We start from the raw sequence: 18971 nt of genomic DNA on the forward strand, positions 1-18971 counted from the left end.
ATACAGTCAGCATTATACTTAGATGGATAATAAATAGGTCTGAGACCTTAATATAAAATCATATGAATTTATGAATATAGCAATAGTGTCAGTGGTTTCACTGGTAACCAATATTTTTTTGGGTAAATACCGGACAAGATATCAAAAAATGACCGTTATGTGGTGGCTTATGATACACGCCTCCATACCACTAATCATACCTCTGCGAATTTGGTTAGATACACCTAAAATAGCAATTCCACTTTTTATAGGGTTGGCTGTAGCCGGACAGCTTATCGGAAGCAGACTCCTGCTTATTAAAAAATAATAGTATAAAGACCGAAAATGAACATTTGAATCTGAATTTTTATTGTTGGATTTGCAGTAAATTAAGTAAAAAACAATATTTAATACTGCGCTCTTTAATTATAACTAACTGTTATATTTGCACTTGGGCGGACAATAAATAGGTCTGTGACCTTACTTGTTTTAATTTATATATTTCTATCCTTTACTGAATATATTTTACCTATTACACTTTACATAATTGATATAAATTATTATGAAAAGAAAATATATCTTTGATCATTAAGTAAAAGTAAGTATTTAATGATATATTTAACCAGTGATAGTTATACACGGATAGATAATAAATAATAGGTTTGCGACCTTAATTCAATTTTTCAAGAATGAAAATTCAGAATATACGTTCTGTAGTATTGCCCAAAGAGTTTTCTTTTTATTCCAATCTGAATAAAGAGCAAATAGAGAAATATAAATACCCCGCCAGATTAAACGCTGGATTATTTATGCTTATCCTTAGAGGAAGATGTGATATGTCTATTAATTTGGAGAATTACACAATTACGGAAGAATCGATAGTCACCGTTTTCCCCAATAGCATCATTCAGATGAATAATTATAGTGATGAGTTCGATGCATACTATCTGGTCATGATGCCGGGATATATGAATAATATAGGCCTGATCCAGTCGCTAATGCCTCACTTATCTACTATTATGGATAATCCCGTATTAAATATCGAATCGAAAGCAGACCGTGATTTATTCTTGGACTATTGTAAGATATTTCAGAGGATATATGAAAGACAGCAATCTAATCCTGCAACAGAAGTCATCCAAGGACTGATGTCAACTCTCATCTACGGATTATTACGGATATGGGAAATCAAACTGAAAAAAAACAGTAAAGACGGCGACGACAAAGGAATACGAAACCGAAAGGAAACGATATGCCATCAATTTATACAATGTCTCTTGAAGAATTACAGAGAAGAAAGAATACTCTCCTTCTATGCCGATAAGTTATGTATATCAGCCAAATACCTAAGTGCTGCAATAAAAGAAGTTAGAGGAAAATCTGCTCTGGATATGATAAATGAAGCAGTAATCTTGGATGCCAAAGCACAACTGAAGAATTCTGATTTAACTATATTGCAAATCTCAGATACACTTAATTTCACCAATCCGTCTTTCTTTGCCAAATATTTCAAAAAACATACAGGCATGACACCTAAGGAATACCGTATCAGTTAACTTCCGCCTTTTTTTTATCATTTTTCTTGCCGTGCCTGTGATGTGAATAAGGTATCAGGAGAACGACAACGATACAGACAACTCCACCGTAAATAGTCCAGCCCGATATCTCCTTTAACGCCGCCAAAGTGGTTTGAATCTGTATTCGCCCTTTTACCGATTGTGTCGCCATTATCTGAGCATCTTCTACACTTTTGCCTTGCAGCATACTGCCCATTTGGGTTTGCGTAAACGTTCCTGCAATTTCAGGATTGAGCATGTCTACGTTTTGAGATAACCGGCTGGCATAATACAACTGCTTTTCATTCAATACATTTGTGTATAAAGATGTACCTAAAACAGGTCCTATAACCGAACGGAAGGCTAACATTACAAATATCCAGGTGGTGAGATATACCATATTCAATTTGCGCATCCCCCAAATGCCGGCCATAGCATAAAGAATAAGCATGCCTGCTGAACGAATAATAACAGGAAAAATCATATTTTCGTATAATCCCATGCTTTGTACCTGAAAATACATGTATGCCGCAGCAATTGTTATACACAGGAAACCTATGCTAAAGATGTATTTGAAGTGCATGTTCCATTTTGCCATCAAAAAAGCAATTATGGCTCCAATCATATACCCCACCAAACTATAATTGCTTAATACTGCATTCTGCCAATTATCAATTTTCATCGATATGCCGACAAATGTACTCACAAGCATCGAGCTAGAATTCAATACCATGAGCATAACAAACACAGACAATGCAATGATGACATTCCGGAAAGAGAATATCTTTAAGTCTAAATAAGGTCTCTTACCATACATTTCTAAAATGAGAAATACACCAGTAGATATAAATAATATAATTAAAGAGTAATTTATCAGCGGGCTGTCGAACCAATCCAGTGTTTTGCCATATATAAAAATGAAACTAAATGATAATAATAACAGTGACGCACATACGGTATCTCCAAATTTAATCAGAGTCAGGCGTATGGGCTTTATTCTTTTCTGATAGACCATGGTGACCTCTACCAATAAGAGGCTAATAAGGGCTATTGCAATCATAAAATAGTACACATACTGCCACTGAAAGCTAAAGGCTAGCCATGCTGTTACAAATGAGCCGAGCTGGCCTATCGTCAAAAAGAACAAGTATAAAAAAGGCAATGCCATCGCCTTTATTTTTTCGAATTTCTCTTCCATTTCTTCAGGTCTCTGCTCTGTCGAAGGTTTCAGCAATGGTACGATGTCTCTCCCCGCTATATAGCCCAATAGACCGAACAATGTATTGAATATAAGTATTATACGGATGAATCCCGTGAAAAAACTACATATCATAAGCATTGGTATCGAAGTTGTTCGGGCACAGATATAACTTATTATGACCAAAACCGTTAGTCCCAGCAGATAAGTCATTTTGGAACGCCTTATTTCCAGAAACAGAATTGTGAACGGCGTAAAAACAACCATCCCCACGGCTGTGGCAAAATTGGCATACTGTATATGTTCGGTCATGATGCCCAGGCTACCTACCATTTCGCCTACATTACTTGTATAAGCTCCACTGATAAATAAAGCGGGGACAAACATGAGAATATAAATAAATATGCCCAGCGGTTTGGGAACCCAGCTATGAAAAGGGAAATTCGATCTTTTCATTTCTTTACTTTTGCATTTACTACGGCCATCATTCCGGCGGCTAACTTCATATTATCTTCGGACGACAGATTGTCAAATTCGATACGTATCGGAATCCGTTGTTGTATTTTCACGAAATTACCCGTCGAATTATCTGCCGGCACCAGCGAATATTTTGCTCCGGTAGCATTAGATATTTCTGTAACTTTTCCTTTAAACTCTTTCTTGTCAAATGCATCAATCGTAATAGTCACATCTTGTCCAATATACAGATTCTTAATTTGTGTTTCTTTAAAATTTGCCACTATCCACTTTTGGGTATTGGGAATGATGTATGTCATATTTTGCCCGGCATTGACCAGTTGCCCTTCCTCTAATGCCCTGCGTCCTAAAAACCCGTCACAGGGAGCAGTAATAACTGTATATGACAAGTTGAGCTTAGCCATATCCAATGCTGCCGAGGCCCGCAGGATAGAAGCCTCTGAGTTTCCTCTCCGTTTCCGGACTTCGTCAGAAGACGATTCTGCTGTCCTTTTCTGTTGTTTGAGTGCATTCAAACGAGCAGTTGTAGCATCTAAATCTGTTTTTATTTGTTCCACTTGTATCGGTGTAGTTGCATTCCGAGACAATAGATTCCGATACCTCGTATAATCGGTTTCTAATTTTCTCAATCTTGCTTCCGTTTCTTCGATGTTCGAATCGAAAACTATAATATTACTTTTCGATGTATTTACACTGGCATCTATAACCTGTGAGCCTGCCATTGCATCTTGCAAAGAAGCTTCGGCTTCTTTTAGCCTTATTTGGTATTCGCGATCGTCTATGACAAGCAGCGTATCTCCTTTTTTTACAAACTGATGTTCGATAAAATAAATTTTATGGATATATCCGGGAACTTTTACATTAATAGGCGAAACATATTGCTCTACCTGGGCATCATTTGTTACCTCATTGCTTTTAAAATGGAGAAATACATCAATTGCAAAATAGATTCCCACGGCTATAATAACTAATCCTATTGCACTCATAAACCAACGGGTGGTACGTAGTATCCTTAATTTTCTCAATTCCTTTTTATGATTGCTTGACTCTGACATATGATTTCTTTTTTAATATTATTAAACGGAATTTATTTGTTTGAAAGCTCGTCCAGTTTGCCTGTTAACTTCAACAGCTGCAGCTCGGTGATCCTACAACTATAATGTGCATTGATAAAATTATTCTGCGCATCGGTCAGCCTCATCTCATCCTGCAATAATTCAGTCATGGATACTATTCCTTCTTTATATCTGTCAGCTGTAACTTTATATACATCCCCGGCCAACGAATAATTGTCTTTTTGTTTGGTGTAATTCCTATAATTATTCAGCCAGTCATTAATTGTATTATCGTATTGTGTTTGCATTTTTTTCTCTGTATCTTCAATCTGAAATCTTATTTTTATATAATCCGAATTTGCTTTTTTTCGATTCAACTGTTTGCTGAATCCGTCAAAAATCGGGATATTGAGAGATACGCCCCAATAAAAAGAATTGTACCATTTATTCAGGCTGTTAGAGTTATTGGAATGGAAATAATTATCAAAATGATCAGTATAGTTCGTATAAGATAACTGCCCCACTAATGATAATGTGGGAATGTAGCCCTGATTAATAGCTTTCTTTTGTTTTTCGACTATATCTTTTTGTGAGTAGAGTATTTTAAATTCGTTCAGATCTTTCGATAAACCGGACAATTCAGGCACAGTCATTTCGTCTGCACTGACATATACGAGTCCAAAATCAGACTCTAAAGGCAGATCTAGAATATATTTCAGCAAATTCAGTTGCTGTTGGTACATTGCTTTTGCATTTTCGCGCTGTACGGTCAGGTTCTCTATATTGATATTAACACGTTTCAGATCCACATCCATCGCCATACCGTTGTCAAAGAAAGCACGGGTTATATCGGCCAATGCTTTCAGGCGAGCTATATTTTCATCCGTCAGCCGGATTTGCTCAACGGTTGTTTGTGCCAAATAATATATTTTGCATATTTCGATGGTAATATCTTCTTTCGCCTTTTCGTATGAATAGTGTGTCAGTTCTTTCATCTTTTCAGCTATAGAGATACTGGTATAGAGGGTTTGGTTATATAAAGGCATCGAGAGTTGTGCCCCCACCGAGGTATTGTATCTCAAGCCTTGTGTTGTCATATAGGGCATATCTATCCCTAACATGGTTCCCATCCGGGATCCATCAGTAACACTGGTACCTACATCTACATTATTTGTAAAATTTCCAAAGCCGTTGATTACAGGTAATAATTTGGTCCGGCTTGCGGAGTGTTCGTAGCCGGCTTTTCGGATTTCTTCCGATTGGCTTTTAAGCGACAAGTTATTCTCTATTCCTATCCTAATACATTCATCCAGCGTTAGTATATTATCTTGTGCCATAATAAATGTATTGACGAATAGTGTGGTAACAATAAATAGTGATAATCTTTTCATATTTTTTATTCTATGCATATTTCAAAATATAATGTTTATTCTATTTCCAACAGGAACGAACCCATGAGGATACGCTCCCTGAAAACGAGGATATAAATAAGATCATTTGTTTTAAAGTTTTTATAGTTTTGTGCTAAAGCTAAGAATGAGTCGATGGGTTTACTTATTGGTTTATCTGTATTTACTAAAATCTTATCTTCCGGAATATTTAAAGAATTAATGGCATTTCTGATTACTTTATCCTTTGAATCATTAAATATTAAGTAAGATAAATCGGAAAGAAAGTATCCATTCATTTCTAACGTCGATCTGGCATAACTCATGTATAAAGATCTTGATTGTTTGTGCTCGATAGGGGCATGAGAAATACTGATCAGCCGGCCTTCTTTTGCTGCAATCCTTTCATTAGAGAAGAAGCAAGTGACAACCTCTTCTGCTATGTAAATCAGTAATGCTTTGTTTGACAACTTCGATAAAAAATATGAATTAATCAATTCGACAGAATTGATTATAGTGGAGTCTGGAGGTATCGTTAACATTTTTATATTTAACGAACTAAACTCTTGTTTTATAAAACGGAGGATCTCATCGGCTCCTGTATCCGACATGAATATGATCAGATCTATTGCTGTCAGATCATATGGAAGGTGTGGCAACGAATGGATTATCGCATTGTGGCAAGATCGGATGTCTTTTCCCCGAGTCTGCATTTCATGCTTGATATTGTTTTTTAAGCAATCTTCTCTTCTGTAATATCCGATAGCATTTATATACATCTGCAAATCATTTTTCTAAATGCAAAGAAATGATGATTCGGCATTAAACTACTTATCTATTTTTCCTCAAAGCTATTCCAATAGCCATCAAAATATGAGGACAGGCAAATAAGTACACGACCTTATTTTAGTGATATATCGTTGTTTATATCTTTAAAGGGAGAAGTAATGAAGAATACGAGGAAACCAGTTTACCGGACTTTAAATTCTTTAAATTGAAAATAACTATATCCAATCAAAATCCTTAAATTTCTCCTTATTGAAAACATAAAAATAAGGATTGGGATATGTATTCACTTCTTTCCGTTCATCAAGTCTTTTTATCAGGCCTGAAGAAAGCATCTTCTTCTGAAAGTTACGTTTATCTATCTGCTCTCCAAGTATGCCTTCATAAATAGCTCTCAGGTCGGGAAGTATAAATTTTTCGGGTAATAGCCGGTAACCGATAGGGAGATAGTCGATAAGTAGTTTGATAATATTTATAGCTTTGTCTATTATGTAATTATGGTCGGTATAAAGTTTCGGGATATTATCTAAATCAACCCACTGATAAATATCACTTTTACGGTCTTCGATAACGATGTCATCATACTTTACAAGGGCAAAATAACCAACAGATATAAAGCGTGTTACAAACAATTTGAGCATTTCATCTGTCAGTTCGCCCAAAGCCTCAAGGATCATTTTATTTTCTTCCAGATTGGTACGGTTTGCTTTTCCAAAGCAATGGAATTGCATCAGATACACACTTTCCAAGCCTGTCCGTTCTTTCAATATTCTTAGAGCAGCAGTATCTATATCCTCGTCTTTCTGTACCCAACCACCGGGGAGCATCCATTTGTCAATAAAATCGAATTTGTTTAATAATACTTTCAATTTCTTTTCGTGAAATGTTATGATAACACAATCAATAGAAAATGCAGGGTGTATTTTTTCCATTGTCTCTTGATCAATATAGAGATCTTGATATTTTTTCTCTTTATTCATGTAATATCTAATTTTTAGCCAAAGGTAGCACTCTACTTTTAATTTGGAATTAATATGTGTTTTATAACATGTGAAAAATAGAGTGTACTTTGTACATACTATTAAAAAAATCACTTCTTTTGTCATCTGTATGTACAAAGTACACCCTGAAACATATTCATACATTCTATTTTAATAAATAATCTAATCTTGAATATCATGAAAAAAAAAGTATTTTGCTTAAGTATTCTTTTGGTATCATTGATCAGCATGCCTGGGAAACAGCTCTTTGCACAAGAAAAAGTTGCATCTGATACAATTGGAACGCCCAAAGAAGGACTCAAGAATGACCGTAATGTGATGCTTAATGCATCAAATAATACCGGACCCCGTAATGTAAATATTGGTTTGCCGGCCAGTGTGGGTGGGACAACGGTATTGGAAAACGGTCTGCCTGTGGTATATTTCTTCTGGCCCGAATTTCCCACAAAAGCATGGCGCACCGATGCCATGACAAATGGTTTTCAGTTGCTGGATCTTGGACAAACAGCCATTAATGTAGGCGACGTAGGTTTCTCGGTGGGCACATTTGACAATCTGGGCACAAGCGAATTTCAGGGAACAGGGTCTTTCAATTCCAACCATTATGGATTGTTACGTAACAGCCTTAACGTGAGTGGCCCCATCAACAAAAAAGGATTAAAGTTTTCTCTTGGAATGTATTCCAATCTTGATCCGGGTACATTTAAGCCCAACGGAGGTGTTTACAGGTATTACTCCGACAAAACACAAATGTATAAAGCCGCATTGTCTCAAGATTATAAATTATCTTGGGTAACAGGTACTACCTCTGTGTTATACAAGTACACAAATTCAAAAGATATAATGATCAAGAATAGTCCGTTCATCTATAGAACCGATGGGAAAGTGGAAGAATTGGATAACTTTAAATTAGGACGTGATTCATATTATGAAGAATCCGGACGGATTTCGCTCATTGATGCCTTCACAGGTAATCAAAAAACAAGGGATGTATTAAATGATTATGGATCAAGGTCTAACACAATAGATTTTATCAGTAAAAACACGTTGAATAATGGACTGAATGTCAATCTCATCATGCGTTATCACGCGGCCCGGTCGGGGATATATATTCCATATAATATTGGGATTGATGCGGCCGGAGACAGAGCTTCGAACGTAAAATACGAATACGAAGACGGTACCCCATATATAGGCGATGCACAAGGTGTATTTATACTAGCCACCCCACGCACACCAATCCGTTCATTTACCTCTCAGTTTGAGGTAGGTAAAAAATCGGGAAATCACGATTGGAAAGTTGGCATTCAGGAATGGTACTACAATATTGATAAATTCACAACCGAAACAACGCAGTATTATCAGGAAGTGGCAGCAAATCCAAGAAAACTGCGCCGCTATAATTACGATGGCTCGTCATGGGTACCCGAAGGTGTGACTCATAATTCTTCTTCAGGAAATTACAATGATAATCTTGCATTGGAATATCACAACGGGCATGAAAACAAGCACGCTTTCTATGCCATAGATAAGTGGGATGTAATACCTCAGTTGACATTGACCGGAGGTATCCGATTAGAATACCATACCGTAAGGGGCGACCGTTTGGACAGAAGTCAAATGGATCCGGGTACAGGTTTGCCATATACAACCATAAATGGGCCTAAAATAAAGATTGATGATAATTGGTTCAAGAAAGCATTTACACTGAATGCCGTATATAAGATAACCGATAAATTCGGTTTGTTGGGCGAGGCTAATTATAACGAACAGGGAGGACAATTGGAAAGTTATTCGTCAGGAGCCGATCCGGAACTAAAAAAATCTAAAATACCGGAAGCCGGCTTCGGGTTGTATTACAATCATCCGCTTGTAAGTCTTGTATCAAAAGCCACCTATATCAATCGGGATGAATATCGTTCTACGGTAAACTTCTCTAACCCGAATAACCCCAGTCAGATAGAACGCCCTATGACTCACTATGATATCGAAACGATTGGTTGGACAACCGATGCTATCATAAAACCATTCAAAGGGTTTGACTTACACTTATTGCTAACTATTCAATCACCTAAATATAAAAACTTCGCAGGAGATGTGAAATTTGCAGATGGCACGGTAAGCAGCTACGACTTTAGTGATAAAATAGTAACAGGTATTTCAAAAGTCCTGATAGAAGTAGACCCCAGCTATACATGGAACGACCTGAGAGTGTGGGCAAGTGCCCGTTACTTCAGTAAAGAGTATATGAATAAACCGAATACCCTTCATTTTGCATCACGCTGGGAGACGTTTGCCGGAGCCAGTTATAAGGTTAACAAGCATTTTGATGTGAATTGTACATTTGTCAATCTGTTTAATCAGAAAGGAGCATCAGGCTCTATCAGTGATGCCGATTTGATACTGACTGATGCGGATGCTGCCAAAAAGAACTATACAGTAATGTCCGGTTCATATATTCGTCCGTTTACGGTTGAATTCGGATTGAATTACAGATTCTAAAATTCTAAATCATTAAATAATATATTTAATCATGAAAAAGAAGTTTTTAAGTATTGCCGCTATTGCATTTTGTGCAGCAGTGAGCATATCGGCACAAAACCCTGCTACAATAGTAGTAGACGGTAAAACGTTTGCAGACCTGAACAAGGATGGTAAACTACAACCTTATGAAGATACACGCTTACCCAATAGCAGACGGACCGCAGATTTACTGTCAAGGATGACTGTGGATGAAAAAATCAGCATCGTGATGGGTACGGGTATGGCCGGATTTGAAATGTTATCCGGGTTTGATCAATTGAATCCAATCGTTTCCGTCGATAAAAAAGATTACCTGTTACCGGGTTCTGCAGGAACAACGATGCCAATGCCTAAATATGGTCTGCCGGCTATTGTCCTGACCGATGGCCCGGCAGGGATACGCATCAGCCCCACCCGCACAGGTGATACAAAAACATATTACGCAACGGGATTTCCTGTTGGAGTAGCATTAGCATCTACCTGGGACGTTGATTTGGTAGAGGCTGTAGGCAAGGCAATGAGTAACGAAATATTAGAATATGGGTCTGATGTTCAGTTGGCTCCGGCACTGAATATTATGCGTAACCCTCTTTGCGGGCGTAACTTTGAATACTATTCGGAAGACCCTGTTATTGCCGGGAAAATAGCGTCAGCCATGACGCAGGGTATACAGGGCGACGGCGTAGGAGTGTCTCTGAAACATTTTGCGGCTAACAACAGTGAAAAGAACCGCATGGGATTAAACGTCAATGTTTCGCAGCGGGCTTTGCGCGAAATCTATCTGAGAGGTTTTGAGATAGCAGTCAAAGAGTCTGCTCCGGCAACAATTATGTCGTCTTACAATAAGATAAACGGTACTTATACTTCGGCTGATTATGATTTACTGACTACCGTTCTTCGTGATGAGTGGGGCTTTAGAGGGCTTGTTATGACCGATTGGTTTGGCGGTTACAGCAATGTATCGAACTTATCTGCAAATAAGGATGACAGCCCAAGTTTGGCTGAGAATTTTACATCACAACAAATACAAGCAGGAAATGATCTGCTGATGCCCGGGATTCGTCCACAGATACAAAATCTGCAAGATGACCTGAAATCAGGGAAATTATCGGAGCGGGAACTGGATATTTGTGCCGAACGCGTATTGACAGCCATCTTTGCATCTCCTAAAATGAAAGGCTATAAATACTCAAGCCAACCCAACCTGGAGGATCATGCAAAACTGACACGTCAGGTAGCTAGCGAGAGTATGGTATTGCTGGAGAACAATGGGGTATTGCCTCTAAGTACAGACATAAAGAATATTGCGTTATTTGGAAGCCTTTCCTACAACTTTGTTGTAGGCGGCACCGGTAGCGGAGACGTGAACAAAGCATATACGATTCCGTTAGATAAAGGCTTGGTGAATGCCGGCTATAAGTTAGATGCAAAACTGGAAGGAATTTATGTTCCTTTCGTTCAAAAAGAGACTGAAAGCGTAAAGGTCCAGAGACAAAAGAACCCATTTATGTTGATACCTTTGATGCCTCAACCAGAACTAAAAGAATCGCTGATAAAAGAAACTGCAAAAGCAAATGATGTGGCTGTCATCACAATCGGGCGAAGTTCGGGAGAGATGGATGATAGAGCAGTCAACTCAGATTTTTACTTGTCGCAGCAAGAGTTGGACCTGATAACAAAAGTATCGGAAATATACCATGCTCAAGGTAAAAAAGTAGCAGTAATCATCAATGTAGGAGGTGTTATTGAAACTGCAAGCTGGAAAGATAAGGTTGATGCTATGCTTTCGGCATGGTTACCGGGACAGGAAGCCGGAAACTCGGTGGCAGATGTATTGTCGGGTAAGGTAAACCCTTCGGGAAGATTGTCTATGACTTTTCCTGTGAAATATGAAGATATACCTTTTTCTACGGCTGCCGATTTTCAGGGCTTACCGCTTGATAAACCAGCTGAGGTTATGTACAAAGAAGGTATATATGTGGGATATCGCTATTTCAATACATTCAATGTAAAATCGGCATATGAGTTTGGTTACGGCCTGTCATATACAAACTTCGACTATTCGGGTGCGAAAGTTAGCCATAAAGAATTCAAGAAGGAGATATATGTTACGGTAGACATTAAAAATACAGGTAGCGTAGCAGGCAAAGAAGTTGTTCAACTGTATGTGTCAGCACCGAAAGGCAGTGTCGATAAACCGGCAAAAGAATTGAAAGCATTTGCAAAAACAAAGCTTCTTCAACCCGGCGAAACGCAGTCGGTAACTCTTAAGTTGACTCCGAAAGATTTAGCATCGTTTGTTCCTCAGGCTTCGGCTTGGGTTGCCGATCAGGGTACTTATAAAGTAGAAATAGCTTCTTCTTCGCTGCGAGCAAAACAAACAGTTACATTTACGGTTCCGGCAAAACTCATTGTTGAGAAAGTAAACAATGTGCTTAACAATAAAGCCGACTTTGCAGATATGAAACCATAAAGGTAAAGAATAATAGTTGAATAAACAGAGAATTATGCCCTCAAGCGAGGCATAGTTCTCTGTTTTCTTTTTATAGAAAACCGGAATATATTCGGATTATATCGCTTCAAAGCTTGATTGCCGAATTTTTGCCGACCTTAATTCTCTGTTTATTCCTTAAAAAAGAGTTCAACCGATTGTCTTTTTCAATCCACTTATTGTTTATAAAAAGGACAGATCCTGCATATTTGGATGAAACGATATCATCAACAGATACCGGTACAACCTGTTCGTGAAGATATACATCCATATTTTCGCCACGCCTGATTTTATACATGTAGTATTGTGCTCCGGATTCTTTCTTTTTCAACTCTATTCCTTTCATACACAACTCTCTATAGCCAATCTCGTTATTGAAGGAAGGAATAGCTAAGCCCAGAATGAATAATGCTATTAAGATGCTGAATGACAGTATATATATAGATTTGTACTTATCTTTTCTACCGTACAAAAAGTATAATGCTGCTATGCCGCTTATCGTTAACAGGATTGGCACGGCATATACTATGGATGTGTTTTCGATTTGGACAAAATTATCCATCGGGATTTTATTTAATAACAGCGGAGCTATTGTTAATACCACAGAAGGGATCGTTATTGCCAATGTAGCCCATTTGCTCCATTTTATTTTATAAAGTAATATTCCTGTGAGATAAGCTATGAACGGAAAAACCGGAAGCATGTAGATTTCTATTTTGGAGCTGATGACCGACAGCATCACAAATGTAACGAGAATAACAGTTGCGAAGAAAACTTCTAAGTCTGTCTTTATCATCTTCCTACACATACCCGTCAGTATCACCGCAAAAAAGAGTAAGGACCATGGAGCCAGTGAATACCAGACAGTTATTATGTAATAATAAAACGGCTTCTCATGATGAAATGAATCAATTGCCCGATTGACAGTCTGGTTGAAAAGCAGATCGTTCAGGTATGCGTTTCCTCCTTCAAGCCAAACTAACAGAAACCATGAGCCAAATGTAACCGCAAGGAAACCACATGTTTTCCATCCCCAATATTTACCAATCGTCCTGAATTCTTTTTTTAGTATCAGAAAAACGATTGTCGAAAACAAGGGAATCAATATACCCATTGGCCCTTTGGTGAATACTGCCATGAATATATAGAACGGGAATAACCAGCCATCGTATTTATTTGCCGTTTTTTTGTACATCCTGTAAAAGGTATATAGGGCAAGGAGTATGAACATGGACATAAGCATATCCATTCGCAGAACAAGAGTGCCCCCCAGAAAAAAGGTTGAAGTCATCAGCATTAACGAGGTGACTGTACGGTATCTGTCATCCATTTCATCTTTAGTCCATTTGTTCATCAGATACAGGATAATGAATGCCGGAAGAATAGAAAATAAGGAAAGAAACCACACCTGATGTTCGCCAAGCAACCATTTCCCTAACATAATAATCCAAAAATAAAGGGGAGGTTTGTCAGCATAGATATTGCCATGATTAGTGAAATGGAAAAAATTACCATTCGTTATAGCTTCATTCACAATACTTATATAGCGCAACTCATTATCGGGAGTGAAATCTCTCAGTAGAATTATGGGTATTAATGAAAGGAATATTAGTAAATAATGCCATGACTTCATACACTGAATTTATTTATAAATGAAATACGAAGTTAGAGTCCCGATTTTGTAGAAATTTAGAATCAATAGAGATAAGAGATAAAATTCAAAATTTCTACAAAATTGAAGTTGTATTTTTAACCCTCAATACATTAAAAGAAGAAGAGATGCAATATGTAGTAAAGTTGAATACAATGATGAAAGAAAGCTACAGCTTTCATTTATTGTGCATCCTTATGATTTGCTTTTTTGCTTTCTTCGTTAATAATGAAGTCATTCCCGCTGATTTGATGGAATCCCGTAATCTGGCTACAGCACAGGAGATGGTTCGTGAAGGAAACTACCTGATGCCGACAATGAACGGGGAGTTGCGAATAGCAAAACCTCCATTGCCGACCTGGATTGCTGCAGCAATAGAACACGTGATACCAGGCTCTTTAGTTGCACAGCGATGCGCCGCAGGAGTGATGGCTACTATAATGGTTCTTTTCATTTATTTTCTTTCGGCGAGGCTTACAGGGAAGAAGCTTATCGGTTTTCTTTCCGCAGTGGTTCTGGCAACATGCTTTAATATCGTTTTCATGGGACGAAATGCCACATGGGATATATATTGCCATAGTTTTATGTTGGGAGCGATATATTTTATGGTTACAGGTTTCGAAAGAGAATCTGATTATTGGCAGTGTTTTATGCTCTCCGGTTTGTTTATGGGCCTGTCTTTCCTTGGCAAGGGGCCTGTCTCTTTCTATGCCCTGCTTTTACCCTTTATTCTCAGTTATATAATTACTTATAAACCGAATGTAAAGAGGAAGATAGTGCCTTTGGCAGTTATGGTTGCTGTAACTCTAATTGTATCTTTCAGCTGGGTACTATATATTTATATGTTCCACGAAGACGCATTATTGGCTGTTGCTCAAAAAGAATCTTCGTCATGGATCAGTCACAATGTGCGTCCGTTTTATTATTATTGGCAATTTCCTGCCGAAGCCGGGATATGGGCATTGTTTTTGGTTACAGCGCTTATTTTCTTCTTTGTCAAGAAAAATGTTGCTATGAAGAAAGAATATAAGTTTGCCGTAATTTGGTTTCTGGCCTCATTAATACTGCTTTCCCTCATACCGGAGAAAAAAACCAGATACTTACTTCCTATACTTATTCCCGGTGCTATAACCATAGCCTTGTATCTGTATAATTCGATTAAAAACCTGAATACTAAGTATGAGAAGATCGTATTCAAGGCAAATGCAATTATTATTGCTATTATACTCATAGCCCTGCCAGTGGGATTGTATATTCTATTTTTCAGGGAAGATAAAATATCATTACCGGTGCTCATTATTACATCTATTATCAGTTGGTTATTATGCTTTTATATTTTCAAATCTATTCTTGACAAAAGAGGAATCAGAGTAGTGAATGTAATCGGCGCTATTGTAATTACCATGATAATGATAGAAGGGCTGTGCCTGATTCCTGTCGGGCAGATGTTTATAAACCCCGAAAGACATAGTATCAGAATGTTAAGAAAGAATGATAAGGTTCAGAATTTACCGTTTTTCTACAACAAAAATGAAGACCTGAGAATGGAGCTCGTGTACGAAGCAAACAAGACAATCAGACCTCTGGACATATCTAACGATTCCATAATATCTAAAAACAAACCTTTTGTATTTGTAAGCAAGCTTCCGATTGATGATATTTTCAGGGAAAAAGATGTTCGGGTAGAATTTATAGACACTTTTGATAATAATTGGAGAAAAGCGAATACCAAGAGATATAATCAGGAATTAGTCCGTCAGGTTGCTATCATAAGATAAGGTAAGGTAAGGAGACAAAGATCAATATAAATAATAAAATTGTATAACTTAAACCATCTCGTTTTTATGAATAGAGTTATAATTAATTCATATCAGGATTTTGAGCAATATGTCGGTAAAGAAATTGGAATGTCCGACTATCTTCAGATTACGCAAGACCGCATCAATATGTTTGCTGATGCAACCTTAGACCATCAATGGATACATTGTGATGCGGAACGGGCTAAGACAGAAAGCCCTTATGAATCAACTATAGCGCACGGGTATCTGTTAATCTCGGTTTTACCTTACTTATGGGATCAAATAGTGAAGGTAAATAACATAAAGATGATGGTCAATTACGGTATAGAGAAACTGAAATACGGCCAACCCGTAAAAGTAGACAGCGAAATCAGGATCAAAGTCAAATTGAATTCATTGACAAACCTGAGAGGTATTACCAAGGCTGAAATGAAAGCTGTGATGGAAATAAAGAATACTTCAAAGCCGGCATTTGAAGCGACTTTTATATTCTTGTACTATTTTAACAATTAAGTTTCGTTGTGTAATGCAACCGGATCTTTGAGGCAGAATACCATTTTAAATTCAATTATATACTTGTATATTATTTATGAACAGAATAAGTGCTTACGAACTTTGTATAATAGTACCTGTCTATAACGAAGAAGATAATATCGACCGCCTGGATAAGGTTATGGGCGAATATATAGAGAAAGCTTCGGTGCGTACTTGTGTACTCTTTGTCAATGACGGTTCGAAGGATAACAGCCTGCAATTGATTATAGATATATGCAGCCGTAATCCTGCATTTTTTTATATCAGCTTTACTAAGAATAACGGTTTGAGTGCAGCTATAAAAGCCGGTATTGATGTTGCAGCATCTGCTTTTGTCGGGTATATAGATGCCGATTTGCAAACTATCCCCGAAGACTTTGAATTGCTCCTCCCTTTTCGCAACGAATATGAATTGGTGATGGGTATTAGAAGCGGGCGTAAGGATAGTTTCGGGAAGAGACTATCGTCTAAAATAGCAAACGGATTTCGGCGCATGATGACACACGATGGCGTTGAAGACACCGGTTGTCCGTTGAAAATAATGAATACCGGTTATGCCAAATGCATTCCGTTGTTTACAGGCATGCACCGTTTCCTCCCTGCCCTTATCCAATTACAGAACGGAAAAGTAAAGCAGATACCTGTCCGTCATTTCGAAAGAATGGCCGGGCAGTCTAAATTCCATTTGTGGAACAGGCTGACAGGCCCTTTCATGGATTGCTTTGCTTACAGATGGATGAAGAAAAGATATATAAACTATACTATTGCCTCCGATAATATAAATTAATAATGGAGAGCTACAATTGGTATTTTATCATAGGCTTCGTCGCTCAGGCACTGTTTTCTGCCCGGATGCTCGTTCAGTGGCTAATGTCCGAAAAAGAAAAAAAAGTCGTGTCGCCTGCTATCTATTGGCAACTGAGCTTGCTTGCATCCATTCTGTTCTCTATCTATGGTTGGTTACGCGGAGATTTTGCAATTATTCTGGGACAGATATTTTCCTATTATATCTATATATGGAATCTGAATAATAAAAATCATTGGAAAAACTTGCATGTCATAATTCGGTTAATCATAGTATTGATTCCGGTAACGGCGCTTATATATGTATTTATAAATGGAGATAAAAGTGTGGATAGGTTGTTTGATCACATCCCTCTCGGGCTATTGATATTCGGGTCGGTCGGACAAACAATATTTACATTACGGTTTGTATATCAGTGGTGGTATTCCAAGTCGAGAGGAGAGTCGTTATTACCTGCCAACTTTTGGCTGCTGAGTATTGCCGGTTCATTGATAACAATCATATATGGGATATACCGTAAAGATCCGGTGCTTATAATAGGCCAGAGTGCCGGTTTTATTACTTATGCCCGGAATCTATGGCTGGCAAAAAAGAAAATCAAGGAATGAAAATATTAGTTACAGGTGCAGCCGGATTTATCGGTTTTTCGCTAATCGAAAAACTTGTGAAAGAACAAAATATTGAGATTGTCGGTATAGATAATATCAACGATTATTATGATATTAATCTTAAATACAGCCGTCTTGGTGTAAGCGGGATAAAACGTGAATCTATTTTAGACTATACGCTGATTAACAGCTCGGTTTATGACAACTACAGTTTTACAAGAATAGACATCACTGACTATAAGTTATTGTCCGGTTTCTTTGATAAACAGAAATTTGACATTGTGATCAATCTGGCTGCTCAGGCTGGGGTGCGTTACTCAATCGAGAATCCCCATACTTATGTGCAATCGAATATTGTAGGCTTCACGAATATTTTGGAATGTTGTCGCTACCATCATATAAAGCATCTGGTTTATGCATCCAGTTCATCGGTATATGGTATAAGGAACGAAATTCCTTTCCGCGAAGATGACAACGTAGACTATCCTGTAAGCTTCTATGCCGCAACCAAACGCAGCAATGAACTGATGGCATATACGTATAGCGACTTATTTAAACTCCCTGTAACAGGTGTACGTCTGTTTACGGTATATGGGCCGTGGGGGAGGCCGGACATGGCTCCGATGATTTTTGCCAAATCAATATTCGGGCATAATACGATCAAAGTATATAATTATGGCAACATGTTACGAGATTTTACCTTTATCGACGATATTGTGTCAGGGATAAAAGCCTTAATAGATAAAGCACCCGATAGTAGAACAGATATCCCTTTCTACCAGATATTTAATATAGGCAACTCACAACCTGTGAAATTGATGGATTTCATAAACATATTAGAAAATGAAATAGGAATCAAAGCCAAGCTCGAATTATTGCCGATACCTAAAGGGGATGTATTCAAAACATATGCCGATACATCAAAAATAGCAACTTACGCAAATTACAAAACAACAACTAGTATAAAAGAGGGTGTTCATAAGTTTGGACAATGGTACAAAGAATATTACAAGTTATAGGATAAGAGATCTATTAGTTAGTGATTGCGATTTAACCACATTGTAACCAAAATAAAGCAGGGCGGTATTTATTATCAATTTGAGGGCATCAAATATCAAAA

15 protein-coding genes are annotated in these 18971 nt (G+C 37.6%); 9 read left to right on the top strand and 6 right to left on the bottom strand.

Features of this window, described 5'->3' with window-relative positions:
* The first annotated feature begins 70 nt into the window (after positions 1 to 70).
* Both PKC55_RS10150 and PKC55_RS10155 read left to right on the top strand, forming a co-directional pair.
* On the top strand, positions 71 to 307 hold the full coding sequence (locus tag PKC55_RS10150) for a hypothetical protein (protein ID WP_291124724.1): 237 nt from the start codon (positions 71 to 73) through the stop codon (positions 305 to 307).
* A gap of 361 nt (positions 308 to 668) precedes the next feature.
* On the top strand, positions 669 to 1535 hold the full coding sequence (locus tag PKC55_RS10155; RefSeq protein ID WP_291124722.1) for an AraC family transcriptional regulator: 867 nt from the start codon (positions 669 to 671) through the stop codon (positions 1533 to 1535).
* On the opposite strand, the gene PKC55_RS10160 is transcribed toward PKC55_RS10155, so the two are convergent.
* The 5 genes from PKC55_RS10160 to PKC55_RS10180 form a co-directional block, all read right to left on the bottom strand.
* Positions 1528 to 3189, bottom strand: coding sequence for an MFS transporter (locus PKC55_RS10160; RefSeq protein ID WP_291124720.1), 1662 nt, complete (start codon positions 3187 to 3189; stop codon positions 1528 to 1530). The genes PKC55_RS10155 and PKC55_RS10160 overlap by 8 nt on opposite strands.
* Entirely contained in the window at positions 3186 to 4265 is a 1080-nt protein-coding gene (locus PKC55_RS10165) for an HlyD family secretion protein (RefSeq protein ID WP_006844279.1), read from the bottom strand. The genes PKC55_RS10160 and PKC55_RS10165 overlap by 4 nt, the downstream gene beginning before the upstream one ends.
* A 32-nt stretch (positions 4266 to 4297) precedes the next feature.
* Complete coding sequence (locus tag PKC55_RS10170) at positions 4298 to 5656, bottom strand: TolC family protein (RefSeq protein ID WP_291124717.1); 1359 nt, start codon at positions 5654 to 5656, stop codon at positions 4298 to 4300.
* 35 nt (positions 5657 to 5691) lie between these two features.
* Positions 5692 to 6432, bottom strand: a complete 741-nt coding sequence (locus tag PKC55_RS10175) for a hypothetical protein (protein ID WP_291124715.1) — start codon at positions 6430 to 6432, stop codon at positions 5692 to 5694.
* Between the two features lie 225 nt (positions 6433 to 6657).
* Positions 6658 to 7419, bottom strand: a complete 762-nt coding sequence (locus PKC55_RS10180) for an NUDIX hydrolase (protein WP_291124713.1) — start codon at positions 7417 to 7419, stop codon at positions 6658 to 6660.
* Between the two features lie 198 nt (positions 7420 to 7617).
* Here PKC55_RS10180 and PKC55_RS10185 point away from each other — a divergent pair, with 198 nt between their 5' ends.
* Positions 7618 to 9942, top strand: a complete 2325-nt coding sequence (locus tag PKC55_RS10185) for a TonB-dependent receptor (protein ID WP_291124711.1) — start codon at positions 7618 to 7620, stop codon at positions 9940 to 9942.
* Positions 9943 to 9973: 31 nt separating this feature from the next.
* Positions 9974 to 12436, top strand: coding sequence for a beta-glucosidase (locus PKC55_RS10190; protein WP_291124709.1), 2463 nt, complete (start codon positions 9974 to 9976; stop codon positions 12434 to 12436).
* A gap of 106 nt (positions 12437 to 12542) precedes the next feature.
* On the opposite strand, the gene PKC55_RS10195 is transcribed toward PKC55_RS10190, so the two are convergent.
* Positions 12543 to 14087 carry an ArnT family glycosyltransferase gene (locus PKC55_RS10195; RefSeq protein WP_291124707.1) on the bottom strand — a complete coding sequence of 515 codons (1545 nt, stop codon included), beginning with the start codon at positions 14085 to 14087 and terminating at the stop codon, positions 12543 to 12545.
* Positions 14088 to 14233: 146 nt separating this feature from the next.
* Between PKC55_RS10195 and PKC55_RS10200 the strand changes: the two genes are divergently transcribed.
* From PKC55_RS10200 to PKC55_RS10220, 5 genes are all read left to right on the top strand, one after another.
* Positions 14234 to 15883 (top strand): ArnT family glycosyltransferase, encoded by a 1650-nt coding sequence (locus tag PKC55_RS10200; RefSeq protein ID WP_291124705.1) that lies wholly within the window; start codon positions 14234 to 14236, stop codon positions 15881 to 15883.
* A gap of 66 nt (positions 15884 to 15949) precedes the next feature.
* Entirely contained in the window at positions 15950 to 16417 is a 468-nt protein-coding gene (locus tag PKC55_RS10205; RefSeq protein ID WP_291124703.1) for a MaoC family dehydratase, read from the top strand.
* Positions 16418 to 16493: 76 nt separating this feature from the next.
* The gene (locus PKC55_RS10210) at positions 16494 to 17225 is read left to right on the top strand and encodes a glycosyltransferase (protein ID WP_291124701.1); all 732 of its coding nucleotides are present in this window, start codon (positions 16494 to 16496) and stop codon (positions 17223 to 17225) included.
* 2 nt (positions 17226 to 17227) lie between these two features.
* Positions 17228 to 17851 (top strand): lipid-A-disaccharide synthase N-terminal domain-containing protein, encoded by a 624-nt coding sequence (locus PKC55_RS10215; protein ID WP_291124699.1) that lies wholly within the window; start codon positions 17228 to 17230, stop codon positions 17849 to 17851.
* A complete protein-coding gene (locus PKC55_RS10220; protein WP_291124697.1) occupies positions 17848 to 18870 on the top strand; it encodes an NAD-dependent epimerase/dehydratase family protein in 1023 nt (340 codons plus the stop codon). Before PKC55_RS10215 ends, PKC55_RS10220 begins: the two co-directional genes overlap by 4 nt.
* The last annotated feature ends 101 nt before the right edge of the window (positions 18871 to 18971 follow it).

This window comes from Dysgonomonas sp. (genome assembly GCF_035323175.1).
Taxonomy (GTDB): domain Bacteria; phylum Bacteroidota; class Bacteroidia; order Bacteroidales; family Dysgonomonadaceae; genus Dysgonomonas.